Annotated in this window: 19 protein-coding genes and 1 tRNA gene; 12 read left to right on the top strand and 8 right to left on the bottom strand. The window is 39.6% G+C overall.

What is annotated here, in order from left to right:
• The first annotated feature begins 99 nt into the window (after positions 1-99).
• Positions 100-1,449 (top strand): DUF874 family protein, encoded by a 1,350-nt coding sequence (locus H7N67_RS03410; RefSeq protein ID WP_187939064.1) that lies wholly within the window; start codon positions 100-102, stop codon positions 1,447-1,449.
• A 218-nt stretch (positions 1,450-1,667) separates the two neighbouring features.
• Here H7N67_RS03410 and H7N67_RS03405 read toward each other — a convergent pair whose 3' ends face one another.
• Positions 1,668-2,411 (bottom strand): carbonic anhydrase, encoded by a 744-nt coding sequence (locus tag H7N67_RS03405; RefSeq protein WP_187939063.1) that lies wholly within the window; start codon positions 2,409-2,411, stop codon positions 1,668-1,670.
• Positions 2,412-2,688: 277 nt separating this feature from the next.
• On the opposite strand from H7N67_RS03405, the gene H7N67_RS03400 reads away from it, so the two are divergent.
• From H7N67_RS03400 to H7N67_RS03390, 3 genes are all read left to right on the top strand, one after another.
• A complete protein-coding gene (locus tag H7N67_RS03400; protein ID WP_187939062.1) occupies positions 2,689-3,864 on the top strand; it encodes a sugar transporter in 1,176 nt (391 codons plus the stop codon).
• 169 nt (positions 3,865-4,033) lie between these two features.
• Positions 4,034-5,413 carry an HP1184 family multidrug efflux MATE transporter gene (locus H7N67_RS03395; RefSeq protein ID WP_187939061.1) on the top strand — a complete coding sequence of 460 codons (1,380 nt, stop codon included), beginning with the start codon at positions 4,034-4,036 and terminating at the stop codon, positions 5,411-5,413.
• 25 nt (positions 5,414-5,438) lie between these two features.
• Positions 5,439-6,590, top strand: coding sequence for a cation:proton antiporter (locus tag H7N67_RS03390; RefSeq protein WP_165557840.1), 1,152 nt, complete (start codon positions 5,439-5,441; stop codon positions 6,588-6,590).
• On the opposite strand, the gene H7N67_RS03385 is transcribed toward H7N67_RS03390, so the two are convergent.
• Together H7N67_RS03385 and H7N67_RS03380 are read right to left on the bottom strand one after the other, a co-directional pair.
• A complete protein-coding gene (locus tag H7N67_RS03385) occupies positions 6,587-7,348 on the bottom strand; it encodes a tRNA 2-thiocytidine biosynthesis TtcA family protein (RefSeq protein ID WP_187939060.1) in 762 nt (253 codons plus the stop codon). The two genes, H7N67_RS03390 and H7N67_RS03385, sit on opposite strands and share 4 nt — an antisense overlap.
• 18 nt (positions 7,349-7,366) lie before the next feature.
• Positions 7,367-8,659, bottom strand: coding sequence for an MFS transporter (locus H7N67_RS03380; RefSeq protein WP_332258180.1), 1,293 nt, complete (start codon positions 8,657-8,659; stop codon positions 7,367-7,369).
• A 189-nt stretch (positions 8,660-8,848) separates the two neighbouring features.
• Here H7N67_RS03380 and H7N67_RS03375 point away from each other — a divergent pair.
• From H7N67_RS03375 to H7N67_RS03345, 7 genes are all read left to right on the top strand, one after another.
• Positions 8,849-8,926: transfer RNA gene (locus H7N67_RS03375), tRNA-Met, on the top strand.
• A 94-nt stretch (positions 8,927-9,020) separates the two neighbouring features.
• Entirely contained in the window at positions 9,021-10,277 is a 1,257-nt protein-coding gene (locus H7N67_RS03370) for a NupC/NupG family nucleoside CNT transporter (RefSeq protein ID WP_000577817.1), read from the top strand.
• A gap of 11 nt (positions 10,278-10,288) precedes the next feature.
• Positions 10,289-11,530 (top strand): phosphopentomutase, encoded by a 1,242-nt coding sequence (locus H7N67_RS03365; protein WP_187939058.1) that lies wholly within the window; start codon positions 10,289-10,291, stop codon positions 11,528-11,530.
• Positions 11,527-12,228, top strand: a complete 702-nt coding sequence (gene deoD, locus H7N67_RS03360) for a purine-nucleoside phosphorylase (RefSeq protein ID WP_187939057.1) — start codon at positions 11,527-11,529, stop codon at positions 12,226-12,228. Before H7N67_RS03365 ends, deoD begins: the two co-directional genes overlap by 4 nt.
• A 459-nt stretch (positions 12,229-12,687) precedes the next feature.
• Positions 12,688-14,619, top strand: a complete 1,932-nt coding sequence (hopQ, locus tag H7N67_RS03355; RefSeq protein WP_187939056.1) for a Hop family adhesin HopQ — start codon at positions 12,688-12,690, stop codon at positions 14,617-14,619.
• 458 nt (positions 14,620-15,077) lie between these two features.
• Positions 15,078-16,385, top strand: coding sequence for an NCS2 family permease (locus tag H7N67_RS03350; RefSeq protein WP_042633167.1), 1,308 nt, complete (start codon positions 15,078-15,080; stop codon positions 16,383-16,385).
• Between the two features lie 128 nt (positions 16,386-16,513).
• The gene (locus H7N67_RS03345) at positions 16,514-17,737 is read left to right on the top strand and encodes a sugar MFS transporter (protein ID WP_187939055.1); all 1,224 of its coding nucleotides are present in this window, start codon (positions 16,514-16,516) and stop codon (positions 17,735-17,737) included.
• A 272-nt stretch (positions 17,738-18,009) separates the two neighbouring features.
• Here H7N67_RS03345 and H7N67_RS03340 read toward each other — a convergent pair whose 3' ends face one another.
• From H7N67_RS03340 to H7N67_RS03320, 5 genes are all read right to left on the bottom strand, one after another.
• Positions 18,010-18,561, bottom strand: coding sequence for a hypothetical protein (locus tag H7N67_RS03340; RefSeq protein WP_187939054.1), 552 nt, complete (start codon positions 18,559-18,561; stop codon positions 18,010-18,012).
• A 119-nt stretch (positions 18,562-18,680) separates the two neighbouring features.
• Entirely contained in the window at positions 18,681-19,514 is an 834-nt protein-coding gene (locus H7N67_RS03335) for a transporter substrate-binding domain-containing protein (protein ID WP_156534875.1), read from the bottom strand.
• A 47-nt stretch (positions 19,515-19,561) separates the two neighbouring features.
• Positions 19,562-20,308, bottom strand: coding sequence for an amino acid ABC transporter ATP-binding protein (locus H7N67_RS03330; RefSeq protein ID WP_128048965.1), 747 nt, complete (start codon positions 20,306-20,308; stop codon positions 19,562-19,564).
• A gap of 1 nt (position 20,309) precedes the next feature.
• Positions 20,310-20,981 (bottom strand): amino acid ABC transporter permease, encoded by a 672-nt coding sequence (locus H7N67_RS03325; protein ID WP_187939053.1) that lies wholly within the window; start codon positions 20,979-20,981, stop codon positions 20,310-20,312.
• A 2-nt stretch (positions 20,982-20,983) separates the two neighbouring features.
• Positions 20,984-21,637 carry an amino acid ABC transporter permease gene (locus tag H7N67_RS03320; RefSeq protein ID WP_187939052.1) on the bottom strand — a complete coding sequence of 218 codons (654 nt, stop codon included), beginning with the start codon at positions 21,635-21,637 and terminating at the stop codon, positions 20,984-20,986.
• A gap of 207 nt (positions 21,638-21,844) precedes the next feature.
• On the opposite strand from H7N67_RS03320, the gene H7N67_RS03315 reads away from it, so the two are divergent.
• Positions 21,845-23,908, top strand: coding sequence for a carbon starvation CstA family protein (locus H7N67_RS03315; RefSeq protein ID WP_187939051.1), 2,064 nt, complete (start codon positions 21,845-21,847; stop codon positions 23,906-23,908).
• The last annotated feature ends 99 nt before the right edge of the window (positions 23,909-24,007 follow it).

Here is a 24,007-nt window from a genome sequence, read left to right as displayed (position 1 = left end):
CAATTTTTCAAACCAATTGTTTAATAGCGATTAAATATGGCTATATATACTACAATAATAAGATTTTGAAAGGTGAGATTGTTTTTTGAAAGGATTTAAATGCCTATTATAAGGGTTTTAGTAATGCTTGCAACAATGATGATGAAATTAGTAAAAACGGCAAAAGAAAAGAAAGTTTTTAAGAATGTGGGAATGTCTATAATGGGGATTGCTTTTTGGGAGGCGATAAAAGACTCGATAAAAAAACAAATTAAAAAAAGCAATTGGATATGCGGGAATGTTAAGACTGCGGATGATTATTTAAAAACGCATCCTAACTCATGGTTTAATTCAGCAATAGGTGTAACAACGATAACAGCCATGCTTATGAATGTGTGTTTTGCTGATGACCAATCCAAAAAGGAAGTGGCTGAAACTCAAAAGGAAGCTGAAAACGCTAGGGATAGAGCAAACAAGAGTGGGATAGAACTGGAACAAGAAAAACAAAAGACAAGCAATATAGAGACTAATAACCAAATAAAAGTAGAACAAGAAAAACAAAAGACAAGCAATATAGAGACTAATAACCAAATAAAAGTAGAACAAGAAAAACAAAAGACAAGCAATATAGAGACTAATAACCAAATAAAAGTAGAACAAGAAAAACAAAAGACAAGCAATATAGAGACTAATAATCAAATAAAAGTAGAACAAGAAAAACAAAAGACAAGCAATATAGAGACTAATAACCAAATAAAAGTAGAACAAGAAAAACAAAAGACAAGCAATATAGAGACTAATAACCAAATAAAAGTAGAACAAGAAAAACAAAAGACAAGCAATATAGAGACTAATAATCAAATAAAAGTAGAACAAGAAAAACAAAAGACAAGCAATACGCAAAAAGATCTCATTAAAAAAGCAGAACAAAATTGCCAAGAAAATCATAATCAATTCTTTATTAAAAAAGTAGGAATTAAGGGTGGTATTGCTGTAGAAGTAGAAGCTGAATGCAAAACCCCTAAACCCACAAAAACCAATCAAACCCCTATCCAGCCAAAACACCTCCCAAACTCTAAACAACCCCGCTCTCAAAGAGGATCAAAAGCACAAGAGCTTATAGCTTATTTGCAAAAAGAGCTAGAATCTCTGCCCTATTCACAAAAAGCTATTGCTAAACAAGTGGATTTTTATAAACCAAGTTCTATCGCTTATTTAGAACTAGACCCTAGAGATTTTAAAGCTACAGAAGAATGGCAAAAAGAAAATCTAAAAATACGCTCTAAAGCTCAAGCTAAAATGCTTGAAATGAGGCATTTAAAACCAGACCCACAAGCCCACCTTTCAACCTCTCAGAGCCTTTTGCTCGTTCAAAAAATATTTGCTGATGTCAGTAAAGAAATAGAAGCAGCTGCTAATACCGAGAAAAAAGTAGAAAAAGCGGGTTATGGTTATAGTAAAAGGATGTAGGCATAAGAAAACACCATAAAATCGTTTTAGTTTATTTATGGTATTTTAAAAACTCTATGTTACCCAATTAGAACAGAGCTTTTTTTAAACTCCTTAGTAGGGATCCCAATCGTCTTTAGCGTTTGAGCGTTTCACAAAATACAAGCGGTTGCAGTTTTTAGCGTTGTTTTATGAAGAATAATTTTTATCTCCCTCTTTATAAAGAGAGAGTTTTCATTTTAACGGGTCTCAGCTGAGCTTTTAATGATCACGGTGTTGTAGTCAGGCTGGACGGGGCGTTGGTTGGGCGAATTTTTCATGCGTTTTTTGATTTCAGCCAATTGTTTGGCAGAAACTTCCAAAGGCTCTTCTATGACAAACCATGCCACCCCTTCTGTGCAAGGGGGAGCGGTGAGAGAGCCGTTAAAATGGTAGTAATTGATAGTTTTTGGTAAGAAAGCGTCTAAAGCCACCTCCTTAAAATTTTGTTTCTTTTGAATGCCTTCTAAAATGGGATTAAGATTAGGATTTTCTTTCCCTTCTTCAAACCCAATCGCTAAGACTAATAAGCGCCCTTTAGCGTCTTTATGCACGAAATGCACGCTCAAAGGCCTGGTTTTATTATTGATTAAAAACTCCATAGGGGCGTGGAAATGCACATTATCCAGCGCATAATCATGCCCTCTATAATTGATGTGGTTAGTCGGCTCAAACGAAGCTTTTAAAGTATGATGAGTGAAAAAGACCGCTTTAGGTTTAGAAGCGGCGTATTTGAATTGCAAATCGGCTTTATCTTGCGTGTGGTAGTAATGCTCAATGTTAATGGGCGATTGGCTTTTACCGCTTTTACAGACTTCAAAATCTTTGTGCAATTTGTCCCAGCGGTGCGGGCCATTTTCTTTATTTTTATAGTCCCATTTGGTGTTTTCAGCGCCTATAAGAGAAGCCACTAGCGCTAAAGCGATCAAAAAAGTTTTTTTCATTTTAATTATCCTTTATTTTAAAATTCTAAAATTATTAAAAAGGCAATAGCTTAATTTTAGCGCTTAATCAACAATGACCGCAGTTACAAAAAATAGATTGGTTAAAAGTTGAAAATGATTTTAAATTCTGTTTTATATAGTAACAACTTTATTAAATTAATGCGCCTATAGAGCGAGAATATTTGTTTCAATCAGCCCTTAATTTACAAGCGGTTAAAATTTTTGTCTTATATTCTAGGTTTTCAAATTGAATAAAATTTAACCCCTTAAGATTTAAATGATGATGACCAAACAATCGTATCAAAGATTCGCTTTAGTGCGGGTTTTTGTGTTTTCGCTTTCGGCGTTTATTTTTAACACCACGGAGTTTGTCCCTGTCGCATTGTTATCAGATATTGCGAAAAGTTTTGAAATGGAGAGCGCGACAGTGGGGCTTATGATCACTGCTTATGCATGGGTGGTGTCTCTTGGATCATTGCCCTTGATGCTGCTTAGCGCTAAGATTGAAAGGAAACGCTTACTGCTCTTTCTTTTTGCCCTTTTTATTGCTAGTCATATCCTTTCAGCGCTAGCGTGGAATTTTTGGGTGTTACTCATTTCTCGCATAGGTATCGCTTTTGCCCACTCTATTTTTTGGTCCATCACGGCTTCTTTAGTCATTCGTGTCGCACCAAGAAACAAAAAACAACAGGCATTAGGGTTGTTAGCGTTAGGGAGTTCGTTAGCGATGATTTTGGGGTTACCGCTTGGGAGGATCATCGGGCAAATTCTAGATTGGCGATCCACTTTTGGCGTGATTGGGGGCGTTGCGACTCTTATAGCGTTGCTCATGTGGAAATTGCTCCCGCCTTTGCCGAGTAAAAACGCCGGCACGCTCGCAAGTGTCCCTATATTAATGAAACGGCCGCTGTTAATGGGGATTTATTTGCTTGTGATCATGGTTATTTCTGGGCATTTCACCACTTATAGCTATATTGAGCCTTTTATCATTCAAATCAGCCAATTTTCTCCTGACATTACGACGCTAATGCTGTTTGTGTTTGGGTTAGCAGGCATGGCAGGGAGTTTTTTATTCGGCCGTTTGTACGCGAAAAATTCAAGAAAATTTATCGCTTTTGCAATGGTTTTAGTCATTTGCCCGCAACTCTTGCTTTTTTTGTTTAAAAACTTGGAGTGGGTGATCTTTTTGCAGATTTTCTTGTGGGGGATTGGGATCACTTCACTCACCATTGCGTTGCAAATGAGGGTGTTGCAGCTCGCACCCGATGCCACGGATGTCGCGAGCGCGATTTTTTCGGGGAGCTATAATGTGGGGATTGGATCAGGAGCGCTGTTTGGCAGTATTGTGATCCACCAATTAGGGCTAGGGTATATTGGCTTTGTGGGTGGGGCTTTGGGGTTGTTGGCGCTATTTTGGCTTAGATTCATTACGATAAAGTTTAAAAAAACATAAAGAGCGTTAAAAGGATTAGCCCAATAAAGGAAAATCCCTTTTGCGTTAAAAACCATTTTTAAAATTTAATGATACGGCTTGAATCCAACTGCGCTAACGGATAGATTGTCTCTCTTTTTATGTTAAAATAGAAAAATTTGTCATAAATTTTAAGCGGTGTGTGGTTTAAATGCTCAAAAAAAAGATTGATTTGCATAAAGATTCGATAAGAAAGCTCTTTTTTTATTATTTTATCCCTTTAGCTTTTTCTATGATCTCACTTTCCACTTACTCTATGATAGATGGCATGTTTGTGGGCAAGAAACTGGGTAAAGAAGCTATCGCTGCGGTCAATATCGCATGGCCTATTTTCCCGGCTTTAATAGCGTATGAATTGCTTTTTGGTTTTGGGGCAGCGAGCATTGTGGGGTATTTTTTAGGTCAAAATAAAACCCATAGGGCTAGGCTTGTGTTTAGCAGCGTGTTTTATTTTGTCGCTATAAGCGCCTTTATTTTGAGCATGGTGCTACTGCCTTTTAGCGAAACTATCGCGCGTTTTTTTGGGAGCAATGATGCTTTATTGAGCATGTCTAAACGCTATATTGAAATCATTTTAATGGGCTCTGTTTTTATGGTTTTGCACCCTTTAGCGGATGTCTTTGTGGTGAATGACAAACGGCCCGTTTTAGCGATGGTGGCGATGCTGATTGGATCGTTAGCGAATATCTTTTTCAACTACTGGTTTATTTTTGTGTTGGAAGTGGGGGTTCAAGGCAGCGCGATAGCCACCGTGATAGGGCATGCGATAGGGGTTTTAGTCTTAATGCAGCATTTTTGGCGCAAAAAAGGGCAGTTGTATTTCATCAAACGATTTTCTTTGTCTTCGGTCATTTCTTCAGCTAAAAGCGGTGTGCCTCAAAGCACGGCGGAATTTAGCGCTTCTATTATGATTTTATTGTTTAATACCGCTATCATGCACACTGCAGGGGAAAGGTTTGTGAGCATGTATGGGATCGTTATGTATAATGCGATTATCTTTTTTACGACTTTGTTTGCGATCTCTCAAGGCATCCAACCGATTGCGAGCTTTAGCTATGGGGCTAGAAATTTAGAGCGCGTGCGAGCCGTGTTTGTCTTTGGTTTGAAAGCGGCGTTTTGTATAGGGATTTTTTTCTATGGCGCTTATTATTTTTTAGATGAATTTTTAATCAAGCTTTATTTACAGCCAAGCGAGCAAGACGCACTCTTTATGCAAGAGACTAAAAGGGCGATGAATATTTACTACGTTGGCTATGTTTTTTTAGGCATGAATTTGTTGTGCGCGGTGTTTTTCCAATCCATCCAACGCACTAAAAGTTCGTTTATCATCACCCTTTCGCACACGCTGGGGTTTATCGTTATCCTATTGCCGATTTTAAGTCATTTTTATGGGATTAATGGGGTTTGGGTAACTTACCCTATCGCACAATTTTTAGCGTTTTTGGTAGCGTTAGGGGTAACTTATTATGAAATCAAAAAAGGGGTTTTCACCACTTATAAAGAGCAAAATCTCGTTATTTTGAAAACTTAATCAATAAATAAGGTAAAATTAAGACATGCATGCAGAATTTTTCACTTTCGCGCTCATTATGCTTTTAATCGTGATAGCCCCTTATGTGTCTAGAATCTCTCGTTTGCCTATCACGGTCGTGGAGATTTTATTCGGGTCTGTTGGGGCGTATGTGGGTTTTATTGAGCCAACCAAAGGCTTTGAAATCATGTCTGAAATTGGCTTTTTGTTTTTAATGTTTTTATGCGGTTTGGAAGTGGAAATTTATTTGTTCAAAAAATTAGGGGTTTCTCTTTTAAAACGCATTTTTGCTTATCTGTTGATCTTATACACGCTTTCATTCATCCTTACTTTTAGCCTTAATTTAGAGCCTATTTTTATGGTGATTTTCCCTATCATTAGTTTGGGCATGATCATGACTTTAGTTAAAGATTATCGTAAAGAGATTTTGTGGCTTGATTTGGTTTTAAAAGTGGGCGTTATTGGGGAATTGTTAAGCATTTTTGGTTTGGTGGTCGTGGATGGGGTGTATTCGCATGGTTTGGGCATGGATTTGGTTAAAGATTTAGGCATTCTCATTGTTTTTTTAATCTTAATTATCGTGGCGTTTCAAATCTTTAAGACTTTGTTTTGGTGGTTTCCGCATTTAAAGCTTTTTGTGATGCCTAAAAGCAGTCAGTTTAACCAAGACGTGCGTTTTTCGCTCATGCTCTTTTTTTCCTTGGTTGCGATCGTGGTGTGGCTCAAAATAGAAATGGTTTTGGGGGCGTTTTTGGCGGGGTTAGTCGTTTCTACTTTCTTCCCTCACAAATCAGAATTGATCCACAAGCTCAATGATGTGGGTTTTGGGTTTTTTGTGCCTTTGTTTTTCATCCATGTAGGCTCCACTTTAGACTTAAAATTAGTGTTTTTAAACCCGCATTTGATTCTCCAAGGGATATTGATTGTCATAGCGATGTTGAGTTTGCACTTAATCACTTCAACCTTATTGTGGCGCAAATACTTTAAAGAAGCTAAGCATTTGTTTTCATTTGCTTTAGGGGCTTCTATGCCTTTAACTTTTTTAGTAACCACCGCAGCAGTAGGCTTAAAAGCACAAGCGATCTCGCAAAACACCTACTACGCGCTGCTCATGGCGGCTATTTTTGAAGGGGTATTGTTCACGATTGCGATCAAAATGCTTAACAAAAAAGCTTAAGCGTCTAAATACTTAGCGTCGCTAAAGCTGCTCGCTTGGACATTATTGAACGCATTCTCTAAGCTGTCAAAGAAACGAGGGTGCAAGTTTTGCATTTCTTTTAAGAAATTTTTAGTGGCTAATCGCGCGATAGGAGGCTTATCAGAGGTGGGTTGCTTGGCTGGGCAGTTGCAATCAGGGGCAACCGGGATATTTTGAGAAGTGACAAAATGAATGCTACTGGCTTCTCGAACCTTAATCAAAGGGCGGATCACCAATAAGCCGTTTTCAGCCCTATAAATGGGGGGCATGCTCCTCAAACTCCCGTTATAAGTGAAATTCATAAAAAAGCTCTCCACCGCATCATCTAAATGGTGTGCGATAGCGACTTTATTATAGCCTTCCTCTAAAGCTTTAGAATACAAAGTCCCTCGCCTCAAACGAGAGCAAAACGAACAAAACGAGCTTTTTTCACGGCGTTTTTCGTTGATCGTGGCAGCGATTTGGGTGTAAATGATCTCATGCTCAATGCCTTGTTCTTCGCACAAATCGCTCAACCATTTTAAATTTTCGCCCAAACCATAATGCACGGTAACCGCTTTAAAATCAAATTTGAAAGGGGCATGTTTTTGCATCCTGGCTAAGATGCACGCGAGCATGATAGAATCCTTGCCCCCACTCAATCCTAACAAGATTTTATCGCCTTCTTCTATGAGTTTGTAAGTGGCGTTTGTCTTGCCTACAATGTGTAAGACTTTTTTAGAAATTTCATAGGCCATTTTTGATCCTTAATTGTTTTATTTTCTAAAGTTTTGCGCTAAGCGAATGATTTCTTCTTCGCTAATGTGATCGGAATTATATTTCACAATAATGATTTCTTCGCTAATATTAACATACCATTCAATGATTTTATCCTCTAAAGTTTCAAATTGTTCCTCATTGTAAGCGTCTAAGGGGAAATAGACATTTTTTTGCTTGGAAGGGTTGTTGAGTAAAAAGAGCGATAGTCCCCAAATAAGCCCTAAAGCTACAATAATTAAGCTTGTGTTAGAAACGCCTAAATGATGATAGCTTAACCCTCCGCTCACGCCCCCAACAAAGCTCCCTAAATAGCCAAAAGTAGTGAATTGCCCTAAAACCTTGCCCTTTTCATGCACTTTAGCGAATTTAGACGCTAAAGATTGCATGATCGGCTCTAAGGTGGCAAAACCAATAAAGAAAAACGCTACTCCAACAATAAAGAGCCATAAATATTTACCCAAAAAGCTAGAGTCGGCTAAAAACAAGCACAAATAACTCATAATAAACAACAATACGCCAGAAAGCATCACCCCTTTAGGCTTATTGTATTTTTCAGCCATAACGCTCGCTATTCCCATGCTTAAAACCCCCAATAAAGCTCCAGGCACATACACCAAGATCAAAAAGCTTTCATCTTTATGGAATTCATTCACTAAGGCTAAAGGGATTAATACAAAAATAAGCGTCATGAACGCTTTTTCAAAAAAAGAACTTATGTATAAAAGATATAAGGCTTTAGAGTTGGGTTGGTAAGCCTTTATGTTTTTGATTTGGTAAGAAATTTTGGGGGCGTCTTTGACTTTTAAAAGCATCAACAAACTCAATAAGGTTAAGATCGCCGCGAGCAAGAATAGCCATTTTGCCCCCCCCAAAAACGCCACAACCCCAGGGCCTATGGCCATGCTTATGGTAAAGCTAATGAAAATAAACGCCCCCATGATCGCCATCGCTTTGGTGCGCTCTTCTTCTTTCACTTCATCAGCCACCATCGCGCTAACGACCCCCCCTAAAGCCCCCATGCCTTGAATGAAGCGCCCGATAACGAGCGTGATAATATCGTTCGCCACAAAGCACACTAACGAGCCAATTAAAAACAACAACAAGCACACCATAACGACCACTTTACGGCCGATTTTATCGCTAAGAATGCCCATGGGGGTTTGAAAAATGATTTGCGCAAGATACGCCCCACCCACAGCCAAACCCACGAGCAAGGGACTGCTTGAATGGAAACTATCCGCATACAAACTGATGATGGGCAAAACGATAAAAAGCCCTAAAAACCGCAACGACGACACTAACGCTAATGGAAAAATTTTCTTAAACATGCGGGTTATTTTACAAGAAAATCTCTAATTTTTATCATTAATTTAGGAAAGTAGGATTGATAATAAAAGTTTAATGGATTTTTAATGGATTTTTAAGAAAATTTTTTGTATAATCTTATTCTTTATTTTTTTGCTTTGTATTTTGCTTGCGTCAAGGTAGCTCAGCTGGTTTAGAGTGCTGGTCTCATAAGCCGGAGGTCGGGGGTTCAAGTCCCCCTCTTGACACCATGATTTGATTTAATCTTCGTTTAATCTTTTTTTTAGCAAACCTAAACTACAATAGCGTTGCATCTTTTAATTTCTTAACATTAGGGATTTGACGATGATTTTTAGCTCTCTTTTTAGTGTTGTAGGGATGGCGGTGCTTTTTCTTATTGCTTGGGTGTTTTCTGGCAATAAAAGGGCTATAAATTATCGCACGATTGTCAGCGCCTTTGTGATTCAAGTGGCTTTAGGGGCGTTGGCTTTATATGTGCCTTTGGGCAGAGAAATACTGCAGGGTTTAGCTAGCGGCATACAAAGCGTGATTGGTTACGGCTATGAGGGGGTGCGCTTTTTATTTGGCAATCTCGCTCCAAACGCTAAGGGCGATCAAGGGATAGGAGGCTTTATCTTTGCGATCAACGTTTTAGCGATCATTATCTTTTTTGCTAGTTTGATTTCACTTCTATATTATTTAAAAATCATGCCTTTAGTGATCAACCTCATCGGTGGGGCGTTGCAAAAATGCTTAGGCACTTCTAAAGCAGAAAGCATGAGCGCAGCGGCTAATATTTTTGTAGCGCACACCGAAGCACCCTTAGTCATTAAGCCTTATTTGAAAAGCATGAGCGATTCAGAGATTTTTGCGGTCATGTGCGTGGGCATGGCTAGCGTTGCGGGGCCTGTGTTAGCCGGGTATGCGAGCATGGGCATTCCTTTGCCTTATTTAATCGCCGCATCGTTTATGTCCGCTCCTGGGGGGTTGTTGTTCGCTAAAATCATTTACCCGCAAAACGAAACCATTTCTAGCCATGCAGATGTTTCTGCAGAAGAGCATGTCAATATTATAGAAGCTATCGCTAATGGGGCAAGCACAGGGCTTCATTTAGCCTTGCATGTGGGGGCGATGCTTTTAGCCTTTGTGGGGATGCTCGCGCTCATTAACGGGCTTTTAGGGGTTGTAGGGGGATTTTTAGGCATGGAGCATTTGTCTTTAGGGGTGGTTTTAGGCACGCTTTTAAAACCTTTGGCCTTTATGTTAGGCATTCCTTGGAGCCAAGCCGGGATTGCCGGGGAAATCATAGGCATTAAAATCGCGCTCAATGAATTTGTGGGCTATATGCAGTTACTACCTTATTTGGGCGATAACCCTCCTTTAATCTTGAGCGAGAAAACCAAAGCGATCATCACTTTTGCGTTGTGCGGATTCGCTAACTTAAGCTCAGTCGCCATGCTCATTGGGGGGCTTGGCAGTTTAGTGCCTAAAAAGAAAGACTTCATTGCCAGGCTTGCTTTAAAAGCGGTGCTTGTAGGCACGCTTTCTAATTTCATGAGCGCGACTATCGCCGGGTTATTCATAGGGTTAAGCGCCAATTAAAAGGATAAGGCATGCAAAAAAGAGTGGTAATCTTATTATTGGATTCTTTTGGTATAGGGGCTAGTGAAGACGCTAAGGATTTTGGCGATTTGGGGGCGAACACTTTAGGCAATATCGCTAAGGCTTGTTTCAATAACCTGGCTAATTCTAACGATCGCAATGGGGCTTTGAAACTGCCCAATTTAGAGGGTTTGGGTTTAGGGTTGAGCGCTTTAGAAGCCGCAAATGAATTGCCTTTGGGTTTCCAACCACAACCCAATTTAATAGGGGCTTACGCTTATGCGCAAGAACTTTCTAGCGCTAAGGATACGATTTCTGGGCATTGGGAGATGATGGGCGCGCCCGTTCTTTTTGAATGGGGGTATTTTAAAGACAAAACCCATTCGTTTCCTAAAGAAATTTTAGATGAAATCATGCACAAAGCTAAGATTAAGGGCTATTTAGGGAATTGCCACGCATCAGGGACGGAAATCATTAAAGATTTAGGCGAAAAGCATTTAGAAACTTTATACCCCATTTTTTACACTTCAGCGGATTCGGTGTTTCAAATCGCTGCGCATGAAGAAAAGTTTGGGCTGGATAATTTATACGCCCTTTGTGAAGAAGCGTTTCAAATTTTAGAGCCTTTAAAGATCGCCAGAGTGATCGCACGCCCCTTTATTGGCACCAATAGAGAGAATTTCAAACGCACCGCCAATCGCAAAGACTATGCGATAAAGCCCCATAAAAAATTGCTTTTTGAAACATTCATTGAAGAAAAGCGAGGCGAAGTCATCAGCATTGGAAAAATCGCTGATATTTACGCTCATGTGGGGATCACTCAAAAGTTCAAAGCCGGTAGTTTAATGGAATTATGCGATGTTACTTTGGAGCGAGTCAAAAACGCCCCAAACAACAGCTTGATTTTTACGAATTTTGTGCATTTTGATAGCGATTATGGGCATCGGCGCGATATTAGCGGGTATGCTAACGCTTTAGAGTATTTTGATACGCGTTTAAAAGAGGTTTTAGAAAATTTAAGGGAAAACGATTTGCTCATTCTTTGCGCCGATCATGGGTGCGATCCCAGCTTTAAAGGCACCGATCACACACGAGAATACATTCCTGTTTTGTTCTATCATAAAGATTTACAACCAGCCTTTTTAGGCAAGAGCGAGTCGTTTGCGGATATTGGGCAAAGTATCGCTCATTTTTTGGGATTAAGCCCCTTAGATTATGGCAAAAACTTATTAAACTTTAAAGGACAATCATGACCCCTCACATCAACGCTAAAATCGGCGATTTTTATCCTCAATGCCTTTTATGCGGCGATCCCTTAAGGGTGAACTACATTGCAAAAAAATTTTTACAAGACGCTAAAGAGATCACGAATGTGCGTAACATGCTAGGCTTTAGCGGGAAGTATAAGGGTAAGGGGATTTCTTTAATGGGGCATGGCATGGGCATTGCGTCATGCACGATTTATGTTACCGAACTCATTAAAACCTATCAGGTTAAAGAGCTTTTAAGGATTGGCACTTGCGGGGCGATTAGCCCAAAAGTTGGCTTGAAAGACATTATCATGGCCACTGGAGCTTCAACGGATTCTAAAACCAATCGGGTGCGTTTTTTGAACCACGATTTGAGCGCAACGCCTGATTTTGAATTGAGTTTAAGAGCGTATCAAACAGCAAAGCGTTTGGGTATTGATTTGAAAGTGGGCAATGTTTTTTCAAGCGATTTTTTCTATTCTTTTGAAACGCATGCCTTTGATTTAATGGCCCAATACAACCACTTGGCTATTGAAATGGAAGCGGCAGGGTTATACGCCACGGCGATGGAATTGAACGCTAAGGCTTTATGCTTATGCTCAGTTTCGGATCATTTAATCACTAAAGAAGCCTTAAGCCCTAAAGAAAGGGTAGAAAGCTTTGATAACATGATAATTTTGGCTTTAGAGATGATGAGTTAGCCTTTTTTGTTGCCCCCATAAGTTAAGGATAAACTTTTAAGGAAAACCCTTAAAGCTAAAAGCCTTAAGGGAACTTTTGAAAAACTAAAGCTATCGTTTTACAGAAACTTCGTTTTATAAAACTACCGCTTCAATAAAACAACAACTTTACACCCCAAAAACGAAATTTCAAGGTATAATGTTTTCCAAGAGTTTTTGCCATGTTTGGTAGCCATGACAAACTCCTTTTATGGATTTATCCCCATAATTGCACTTATGGGGGTGTTTATTTTACAACAATCTTTCTAAAACCAAATCCCAATCAATTAAAAACACTCTTAAAAGCTTGATTGAGCGCATCAAAACACCCTAAAACTTTTTTTGAAATCCAATAAATTTATGATAAAATTAAACTCATTGTAAATAAATTCTCATTTTGATACATTTTTTGCAATAAAACATTACTTTAAGGAACATTTTATGAAAAAAACGAAAAAAACGATTCTACTTTCTCTAACTCTTGCGGCGTCATTGCTCCATGCTGAAGACAACGGCGTTTTTTTAAGCGTGGGCTATCAAATCGGTGAAGCGGTTCAAAAAGTGAAAAACGCCGACAAGATTCAAAAGCTTTCAGACGCTTATGAAAACTTGAACAAGCTTTTAACCAACAATGATGGCTCAGGTTCAAAGACAAGCGCGCAAGCGATCAATCAAGCGGTTAATAATTTGAACGAACGCGCCAAGAAATTAACCAGTGGGACGACCCAATCCCCCGCTTATCAAGCCACGCTTTTAGCGCTGAGATCCGTGCTAGGGCTATGGAATAGCATCGGCTATGCAGTCGTGTGCGGAGGCTATGTGAAAGCGCCACAAGAAGGACACAAAAATTTCCACTACACCGATGAGAATGGCAACGGCACTAAAATCAATTGCGGTGGCTCCATAAAACCTAATGGCCAAGTTCAAAATGATATTGGCACGAATCTTTTGCCAGCAGCCAAAAACTCTTCTCTATCCATTAAGCAATACGAAGCAATCCATGAAGCCTATCAAATCCTTTCAAAAGCTCTAAAAGAATCCGGACTCGCCCCTTTAACAAGCAAAGGCGACAAATTAGAAGCGCATGTGACCACTTCGGTGGATCAACAAGGCAGTAACAACGAAACTAAAACGACAACTTCTGTGATTGATACGACTAATGATGCACAAAATCTTTTGACTCAAGCGCAAACGATTGTCAATACCCTTAAAGATTATTGCCCCATGTTGATAGCGAAATCTAGTAGTGGAAGTAGTGGCCAAGCTACTACAAACACCCCTTTATGGCAAACAGCCGGTGGTGGCAAAAATTCATGTGCGACTTTTGGTGCGGAGTTTAGTGCCGCTTCAGACATGATTAGTAACGCTCAAAAAATCGTTCAAGAAACCCAACAACTCAGTGCCAACCAACCCAAAAATATCACACAACCCCAAAATCTCAACCTTAACACCCCTGGCAGTCTTACGGCTTTAGCTCAAAAAATGCTTAAAAACGCGCAATCTCAAGCAGAAATTTTAAAACTGGCCAATCAAGTGGAGAGCGATTTTAACAAACTTTCTTCAGGTTATCTTAAAGACTACATAGGGAAATGCGATGCGAGCGCTATAAGCAGTGCGAATATGACAATGCAAAATCAAAAGAACAATTGGGGGAACGGGTGCGCTGGCGTGGAAGAAACTCTGTCTTCATTAAAAACAAGCGCCGCTGATTTTAACAACCAAACGCCTCAAATCAATCAAGCGCAAACCCTAGCCAACACCCTTATTCAAGAACTTGGCAACAACCCTTTTAGGAATATGGGCATGATCGCTTCTTCAACCACGAATAACGGTGCCTTGAATGGCTTTGGGGTGCAAGCGGGTTATAAACAATTCTTTGGTCAAAAAAGGAGGTGGGGGTTAAGGTATTACGGCTTTTTTGACTACAACCATACCTATATCAAATCCAGCTTCTTTAACTCGGCTTCTGATGTGTGGACTTATGGGGTGGGTAGCGATTTATTGTTTAATTTCATCAACGATAAAAAAACCAACTTTTTAGGCAAGAATAACCAGATTTCAGTGGGGCTTTTTGGAGGAATCGCCTTAGCTGGGACTTCATGGCTTAATTCTCAATTTGTGAATTTAAAAACCATCAGCAATGTCTATAGCGCTAAAGTGAATACGGCTAATTTCCAATTTTTATTCAATTTGGGCTTGAGAACCAATCTCGCTAGGCCTAAGAAAAAAGATAGCCATCATGCGGCTCAACATGGCATGGAATTGGGCGTGAAAATCCCTACCATTAACACGAATTACTATTCTTTTCTAGACACCAAACTAGAATATAGAAGGCTTTATAGCGTGTATCTCAATTATGTGTTTGCTTATTAAAAACCCTCTTTTTCAAAAAAAGGGGGGCTTTAAAAAATCTCTAAAGCTAAAAATTTTCAAAAAATAATAAATTAAACCCAAAAATGAAATTTTAAGGTATAATGTTTCCGCCATTTTTATTTTTCGTTTTTAGTTTTCCATGGCAAACTCCTTTTTAGAATTTACCCCCATAATCGCTCTTATGGGGGTTATTTTGCAACAATCTTTTCAAATTTAAAAAACGCTCTCAAAAACCACTAAAGAGTGAAATTACCTTACAAGATGAGCTTTTTTGCGATTTTTATTAAAACGATTATTTTTTAGCGGAGTTTTTCTAAAAAAAGGGTTTTTTACTCACTTCTTTTGATTGAAACAACACAATCAAGCGTCTTAAGGCAATTTAAAATAAAATAGTGCTAGCATAACCCCAAAGCCCCTTATTAAATTAATCTATACCAAATAGTAAGGAGTTATCTAACATGGGGTTTTTCAAGCTTAAAGAACACAACACGAACATTGCCACCGAGTTTAGAGCGGGTTTAACGACCTTTATCACCATGATTTACATCGTGCCCTTAAACGCTCTTATCCTTTCTCACGCCAACATGCCTTATGAAGCCCTTTTGAGCGCGACTGCCATTATCACTATCTTATCGAGCGTGTTTAACGGGTTATGGGCAAACACTCCCATCGCTATGAGCGTGGGCTTAGGGCTGTCAGCTTATTTTAGCTTTGGGTTGGTTCAAGGGCTAAAACTCCCTTGGCAGAGCGCTTTAGGCATCGTAGCGCTCTCGGGAGCGATTTTTGTGATTTTGTCTTTCACTAAATTTAGAAGTTGGGTCATGCGAAGCATTCCTAGCGATTTAAGGCGTGCGGTGAGCGCGGGGATAGGGGCTTTTATCGCATTTATTGGTCTTAAAGAAATGCATATCGTCGTTACCCATAAGGCTACGCTTGTAACCTTAGGCGATTTTGGCGATCCGCATGTGTTATTGGGGGTTGTGGGGATCATTCTAACTTTTGCACTCTACACGCTCAAAATCAGGGGTTCTTTCATTATAGCGGTCTTAATCACTTCCATTCTCGCATGGGTTTTAAAGCTAGCCCCTTACCCTAGCGAGTTTTTTTCCATGCCCGCTAGCATTGGCCCTATCGCCTTTCAATTAGACTTTAAGGGCATTTTTTTTGATGCGAGTGGGGCTTTCACTTTAGCGTTAGTGCCAGTCATCATCACTTTTTTTGTAACCGATTTGTTTGATTCTTTAGGCACGCTTGCAGGGATTGGCCACAAGACTGATTTTTTCAATGATGAAGAAAAAAATAAGGAATTGGAAAGGACTTTAGAAGCGGATGCGGTGGCTTCTTTAGGGAGTGCGGTGGTGGGCGTTTCTACCACGACAGCTTTTATAGAAAGCGCGAGTGGGGTTGAAGAGGGAGGACGCACAGGGCTTACAGCGGTTTTTACCGGATTATTTTTTGTTTTAACGCTCTTTTGCTTGCCTCTTTTAAAAGCCATTCCTGGCAATGCGATTTATCCGGTGCTAGTGGTAGTAGGGGTTTTGATGTTTAGCGTGTTAGAGGGCGTGAATTTTAAAGACATGGCCATTAGCGTTTCCACTTTTTTAACCGTGGTGATGATGCCTTTAACCTTCTCCATTGCCGATGGCTTAGCTTTTGGCTTTTTGTCTTATGGTATCATCAAACTAGTCCAAAAAGACTTTAAAGCCCTCAATTCAGGCATCATCATTCTCTGCATCATTTCTGTTTCTGTATTTATCTTTCGTTAAGCTCTTTTTAAGGGGCTTTGCATTTTTTACCCATTTCATACCTCTTTTTCTTTGTTTAGACAGATTATTATCTTAAAATAATTGCAATATCATTATTATTATATCAACTCAATAAAAAAGGAGAAGGTATGCAAAAAACTTCTAACACTCTGGCGCTGGGGAGTTTGACAGCGCTATTCTTTCTAATGGGTTTTATCACGGTTTTAAACGACATTTTAATCCCGCATTTAAAACCCATTTTTGACTTGACCTATTTTGAAGCTTCACTCATTCAATTTTGCTTTTTTGGGGCGTATTTCATCATGGGAGGCGTTTTTGGGAATGTGATCAGTAAAATCGGCTACCCTTTTGGCGTGGTGCTTGGTTTTGTGATCACAGCGAGCGGGTGCGCGTTGTTTTATCCGGCGGCGCATTTTGGCTCCTATGGGTTTTTTTTAGGAGCGTTGTTTATTTTAGCGAGCGGGATTGTGTGCTTGCAAACCGCTGGTAATCCCTTTGTAACCTTGCTTTCTAAAGGTAAAGAGGCCAGAAATTTGGTTTTAGTCCAGGCGTTCAATTCGCTTGGCACGACTTTAGGGCCTATTTTTGGGAGCTTGTTGATTTTTAGCACGACTAAAATGAGCGATAATGCAAGTTTGATAGATAAATTAGCGGACGCTAAAAGCGTTCAAATGCCTTATTTGGGCTTGGCGGTGTTTTCGCTTCTTTTAGCGCTCATCATGTATCTTTTGAAATTGCCTGATGTGGAAAAAGAAATGCCTAAAGAAACGACGCAAAAAAGCCTGTTTTCGCACAAACACTTTGTTTTTGGGGCTTTGGGGATCTTTTTTTATGTGGGGGGAGAAGTGGCGATTGGCTCATTCTTGGTGCTAAGCTTTGAAAAGCTTTTGAATTTAGACCCTCAATCAAGCGCGCATTACTTGGTGTATTATTGGGGAGGCGCGATGGTGGGCCGTTTCTTAGGCAGTGTTTTGATGAATAAAATCGCCCCTAATAAATACCTGGCTTTCAACGCTTTAAGCTCTATCGTGCTTATCGCTTTAGCCATTATCATTGGAGGCAAGATCGCTTTATTCGCTCTGACTTTTGTGGGCTTTTTCAACTCTATCATGTTCCCTACCATCTTTTCTTTGGCCACGCTCAATTTAGGGCATCTCACTTCCAAGGCTTCTGGGGTGATTAGCATGGCGATTGTGGGAGGAGCGTTAATCCCCCCCATTCAAGGTGCGGTTACAGACATGCTCACAGCGACCGAATCAAATTTGCTCTACGCTTATGGTGTGCCGTTGTTGTGCTATTTTTATATCCTCTTCTTTGCGCTTAAAGGGTATAAGCAAGAAGAAAACTCCTAAAAAAAGGGGGGGGTTTCTTTCTTCTTTCCTTTCTTTTATCTTGTTTTAAAAATCAGTAATAAAGAACTTGACTTTAATCAAGCAAGCACTCTATAAAAGGTTTTATTTGTCAGTATTTGATGAGGACAGAGCTTTTTTAACAACTTGAGGCAAAAACACAAATAGGGTTTTTAAAATTTTTAAGATGCGATCAAAAATATCCGCAATGAATAAGAAAAACCTCCTAACCACAAAAGATTAAGAGATTTTAAGAATGAAGCGAAGAATAAAGACTAGTAAATGGGTTTAGCGTCTTTGAATTTATATTCCGTAAGAAACCCAGTGCCATCAAAATTACCCACCAAAGAGATCTTTGCAATATCACCCACTTGGCAATCGGTTTCTAAAATAAGATAAGGCACTTCATCTTTACCGATTAAAGTGATCACTCGCCCTTTTTTTTCACGACTTTGCTTGGGGAACTCTTTAGAATCAAGACCTGTGGTATTATCGCCGGTTTGGAGCATTCTAAAAGCATAGCACATGCCATCATTGATTTGAGCGCTATAAATTTTGCCTTTTTTAACTTCTTTTTTAACCCCCGGTTTAAGCGCAATGCGTATTTCTGAGTGGATCTCAGCTTCTTGCATTTTGCCTTTATAATCTCGCACCTGCACCTTATGTGCACCATTAGGATCTCCCTTTTTAAGCAGAGAATCTTCATAGCTGAATTTTTGAATGTCTAAATCCCCATCAACAAAACTCCTGGCATTAAGCTGAACGCTCAAAAGCCCTAGCAACCCCATTAATGAAAATTTCAAACAACGCTTATAAAAATGATTCATCAACAATCCTTTCAATGTAAAATCAAACAAATATATCCCAAAATGAAAAACAAAAAGATCACAAAACCGCTATTTTAGCAACAAAAACGCACTCTGTCAAGAAATCAAAGCCTAAAAAATCATTCAAAAATGATTTCTTCCGGTTTGATTCCATCGCCATAAACAGGCTCTAAAGTCTCTTGATAAGCTTCTTTTAAAAAGTCGCTAGAAATGAGGGAATCAATTTCGTTGTTCAACCATTCTAAAAGCTTAGGGTTGCCCTTTTTAATCGCTGGAGCGATCACATCCTTATCACCAAGGCTTGTAATGCCTAATTTAAATTCAGGGTGTTGTTTTATCCAAGCGAGCAACAAAGTGTTATCGTGAGCTAGAGCGGTAGCCTTATTGTTTAAAAGGGCTAAAAAAGTCTCTGTGTTTTGTTCAAATTTCAAAAGTTTGATATTGGGGTAATTTTTAGTGAAATAAAAATCCGCTGTCGTGCCTTTATTCACAATCAACTCTTTATCCTTCAACTCTTCTATATTTTTAATGACCCCATCTTTAGAAATCACCCCCAAAGCGACTTTCATATACGGCTTAGCGAAATCCACGACTTTTTCTCTTTCTTTAGTGCGCGTGAAATTAGCCATGATAATATCCACTTTATTGGCTTTTAAAAATTCCACCCTAGCTGAAGCTTCTACAGGAATAAACTCAATCTTATTTTCATCGCCCAATAAATCAAGGGCCATGCGTTTAGCGATGACTACATCATAGCCTTGATATTTCCCTTTAGAATCCACAGATCCAAAAGGAGGCTTATCGCTAAAAACCCCCACCTTTAAAACCCCTCTTTGTTTAATGACTTCTAAAGCGTCTTTTTTTTCTTTATGGCTATCAGAGCATGCACTAAAGACTAAAGCGATTAAAACTAAAAATAGCCCCCACATTTTAAAAAGCCCGTTTGTTTTCATAAAACCACCTTTTTTAAAATTAAAACTATCTTTTTAGCAAACTTTATTTAACAGCTCCCTAAAAAATGGAAAGTTTCTAAAAATTTTTGCGCTCTTTGAGATTTCGGGTGGTTAAAAAATTCTTTAGCGCTGTTTTCTTCAGCGATCTTACCGCTATCAAAAAACACGATTTTATGAGCGATTTTTTGCGCGAATTTCATTTCATGCGTTACAATCACCATGCTCATGCCCGTTGTGGCTAGTTCTAAAATCACTTCTAAAACTTCTTTAACCATTTCGGGATCTAAAGAGGCGGTTACTTCATCAAAAAGCATGATTTTTGGCCGCATGCACAAAGAACGCACGATCGCTACTCGTTGCTTTTGCCCACCGCTCAATTCTTTAGGGTAAGCTTGTTGTTTATGCTCCAAACCCACTCGTTTTAAAAGTTCTACGGCTTGAGAAATGACCTCATCTTTGGATCGTTTTTGCACTTTTAAGGGGGCGAGTAAGATATTATCTAACACATTTAAATGCGGGAACAATTCATAATTTTGAAACACCATGCCTATTTTTTGGCGCATTTGATTCCAGTTAGTGGTTGGCGTATTAAGGTTAGTGTTTTCAAAAAGGATTTCACCCTCATCAATCTTTTCAAGCCCGTTTAGGCATTTTAAAAAAGTGCTTTTCCCGCACCCGCTAGGCCCTAAAATCACTGCCACTTCACCCTTATTTAAAGTGAAATTGATGCCGTCTAAAACCAAATGGTTTTGATAGGTTTTTTTTAACCCTTTGGTTTCTAAAATCGCGCTCATTTTACCCTCTAATGTGTTGGAATTTTTTTTCTAAATAGGAACTATACAGGCTCAAACTATAGCATAAACTAAAATAAAACATTAAGATAACGCCATAAACCACAAAGCTCGCATTGGGCATGCGTAAGAGGTTAAGCTCTATGATTTGCTGGCCCACTTTTAACAAATCAATCGCTCCAATGAGAGAGACTAAGGCTGTGGTTTTAATCATGCGCGTGAATAAATTAAGGCTTGAGGGCAATAAAGACAAAAAGCTTTGAGGGAAAATAATATTAAAAATCACCTTTTTTGAATCTAAGCCTAAAGCCAGAGCGCTTTCTACTTGGTGTTTGCTCACGGAAGTTAAAACCCCTCTAGTCAAATCCATCATTTCAGCACCCCCCCACAAGCTAAAAACAATGATGCTTGCCAAAACCGCGCTAATATGCAAATCAAACCAACTCGCTAACCCGAAATACACAATAAAAAGCCATGCTAAAAGCGGGATGATGCGAATGCTTTCTAAATACACACGACACGCCAAAACCACTATTTTAGAGCCAAACGCCATCAAGCTCCCTAAAAGCATTCCAACAATGATTGAAATAACCGCAGAGCTAAGAGCGATCAAAAGAGTGATCTCAAACCCTTCTAGCAAACGCTTAAGGTTGTCTAATTCTAGTAAAACTCCCATTTTTAAGCCACTTTCTTTTTAAAGAAGCGCTCTAAGATCACAAACAAAACGCTTAAAGGGAGCAAAGCGATCAAATAAGTGAGGCTTAACATCAAAAGGCTTTCAGTCGTTTTATAATAAATGCCAATAAAATCTTTCGCCACAAACATGATATCGGTTAGGGCTATCGCGCCCACCACAGAAGTTTCTTTGAGTAAAAAAATCACATTCGCCCCTATGGAAGGCATAGAAACGCTTAAGCTTTGAGGCAGAATAATATAATACATCATTTTCAAAGGGCCAAACCCTAAACTCAAAGCGCTTTCTCTTTGAATGGAAGCCAAGCTCTTAAACCCAAGCAAAAAACTTTGACTCATATACCCCCCACCCAAAAACCCTAACGCTAAAATCGCACACTCTAAAGCGCTCAAACCGATTTCATTCAACCCGTAATACAAAAAGAAAAGCTGGATGAGTAGGGGCGTGTTCCTAGCGATTTCGCCATAGATATAGACGATAGGGGAGATAAAGTGCGTTTTAAAATACAAAATGATCGCGCACAAAAACCCCACCAAAAGAGAGAGCAAAATCCCAAAAAAAGAAATATAAAGCGTGAGTTCTAACCCCTTAAAAAACATAGGGATGGAGTGAAACATAAAATCCCAATCTAATGCCATAACGCTTACCTTAAAATTAATGACGCTTTAAAGCATCATGTTTAAAAACAGCTCTTATTTGCCCTAATTGTTAGAAGTTTGGAAACCCAAGCCTTTATGCGGGAAGTTTATGAGCCGTTTTGCCACTATTCAAAGAAAATTTGAATTATAATAAGAAACTGGCTGAAATTAACAACAATGATTAAATAATCATTAAATGGAGAGGACATGCAAAAAAGTTTAGTTTCTTTGGCTTGGGTTTTTGCCGCTATTTTAGGGGCGATCTGTTTAGGGGTGTTAGCCTTACACAAGGGCGAGAGCATTAACACGCTATGGCTTGTAGTAGCAAGCACTTGCATTTATAGCATAGGCTATCGTTTTTATAGCCATTTTATCGCTTATCGGGTGTTAAAGCTAGACGATAGCAGAGCCACGCCCGCATGTATAAGGAATGACGGAAAGGATTTTGTGCCTACGGATAAAGCGATCACCTTTGGGCATCATTTCGCCGCTATTGCTGGAGCTGGCCCTTTAGTAGGCCCAATATTAGCCGCTCAAATGGGTTACTTGCCCTCTATTCTATGGATTTTGATAGGCTCGGTTTTAGGGGGTTGCGTGCATGATTTTGTAGTGCTTTTTGCTTCCATTAGGCGCGATGGCAAGTCTTTAGGCGAAATGATCAAGCTTGAAATGGGTCAATTTGTAGGCATGATCGCTAGTTTAGGGATTTTAGGGATCATGCTCATTATCATTGCGATTTTAGCGATGGTGGTGGTGAAGGCTTTAGCGCATTCGCCTTGGGGTTTTTTTACGATCGCAATGACTATTCCCATTGCGATTCTTATGGGGCTTTACATGCGGTTTTTCAGGCCGCATAAGATTTTAGAAGTTTCTGTTATCGGCTTTATTTTGTTGATTATAGCGATTTATGCGGGTAAATATATTTCTTTAGATCCTAAATTAGCGTCAATATTCACCTTTGAGGCCAGTTCTTTAGCGTGGATGATCATGGGCTATGGTTTTGTGGCTTCTATTTTACCGGTATGGTTTTTACTCGCTCCACGAGATTATTTAAGCACTTTTTTAAAAATTGGCGTTATAGGGGTGTTGGTTGTGGCTATTGTTTTTGTCGCTCCGCCCTTACAAATCCCTAAAATCACGCCCTTTGTAGATGGCAGTGGGCCTGTGTTTGCAGGAAGCGTGTTCCCTTTCTTGTTTATCACGGTGGCTTGCGGGACGATTAGCGGCTTTCATGCTTTAATTTCTTCAGGCACGACCCCTAAAATGCTCGCTAAAGAAAGCGACGCAAGGCTAGTGGGCTATGGCTCTATGGTGATGGAGAGCGTTGTGGCTCTTATGGCGCTGGTGTGCGCAGGGATCTTGCACCCAGGGCTTTATTTCGCTATCAATTCGCCAGAAGTGAGCATCGGTAAAGACATAGCTGATGCGGCTTCAGTGATTAGCTCATGGGGGTTTAATATCAGCGCTGAAGAAATCAGTGAGATGACTAAAAACATCGGTGAAAGCTCCATTTTGAGCCGCACCGGTGGGGCGCCCACTTTTGCGATCGGTTTAGCGATGATCGTGTATCACATTTTAGGGGATTCAAGCGTGATGGCGTTTTGGTATCATTTTGCGATTTTGTTTGAAGCTTTGTTCATTTTAACCGCTGTGGATGCTGGCACACGAACCGCTCGCTTTATGATCCAAGATTTGCTCGGTAATGTTTATAAGCCTTTGGGTAATCTTAGCTCTTATAAGGCTGGGATTTTTGCCACTCTTTTGTGCGTGGCAGGGTGGGGGTATTTCTTGTATCAAGGCACGATTGATCCTAAAGGGGGGATTTACACGCTATGGCCTTTATTTGGCGTGAGCAATCAGATGCTAGCGGGCATGGCGTTGTTGTTGGTTACGGTGGTGTTGTTTAAAATGGGGCGTTTTAAGGGGGCGATGGTAAGCGCCTTACCGGCAGTTTTGATTTTATCCATCACTTTTTATAGCGGTATTTTAAAGGTGGCGCCAAAGAGTAATGACAGCGTGCTGAATAATGTTTCGCATGTGGCACAAATGCAAATCATCAAAGAAAAAATGGCTACCACTACCGATGAAAAAACGCTAAAAACGCTCCAAAAATCCTTTTTTAACCACGCTATTGATGCGATTTTGTGCGTGTTTTTCATGCTTGTGGCGCTACTAGTTTTAATAGTGAGCGTTAGGATTTGCTCAAACGCTTATTTTAAAAATAAAATTTACCCGCCGCTAGCTGAAACGCCCTACATCAAAGCCGCTTGAATAAAAAAGGGGTTTTAACCCCCTTTAAATCCATAGAAAAAAGTTTGACCCTGTTTGTGAAGCGTGCAAACACTAAAGATGTTTGGGATTTCTGCTTGG

The organism is Helicobacter pylori (assembly GCF_014498195.1).
GTDB lineage: Bacteria > Campylobacterota > Campylobacteria > Campylobacterales > Helicobacteraceae > Helicobacter > Helicobacter pylori_DO.
The sequence above is the reverse complement of the archived record's forward strand: the minus strand, read 5'-3'. Positions and strand labels throughout refer to the sequence as shown.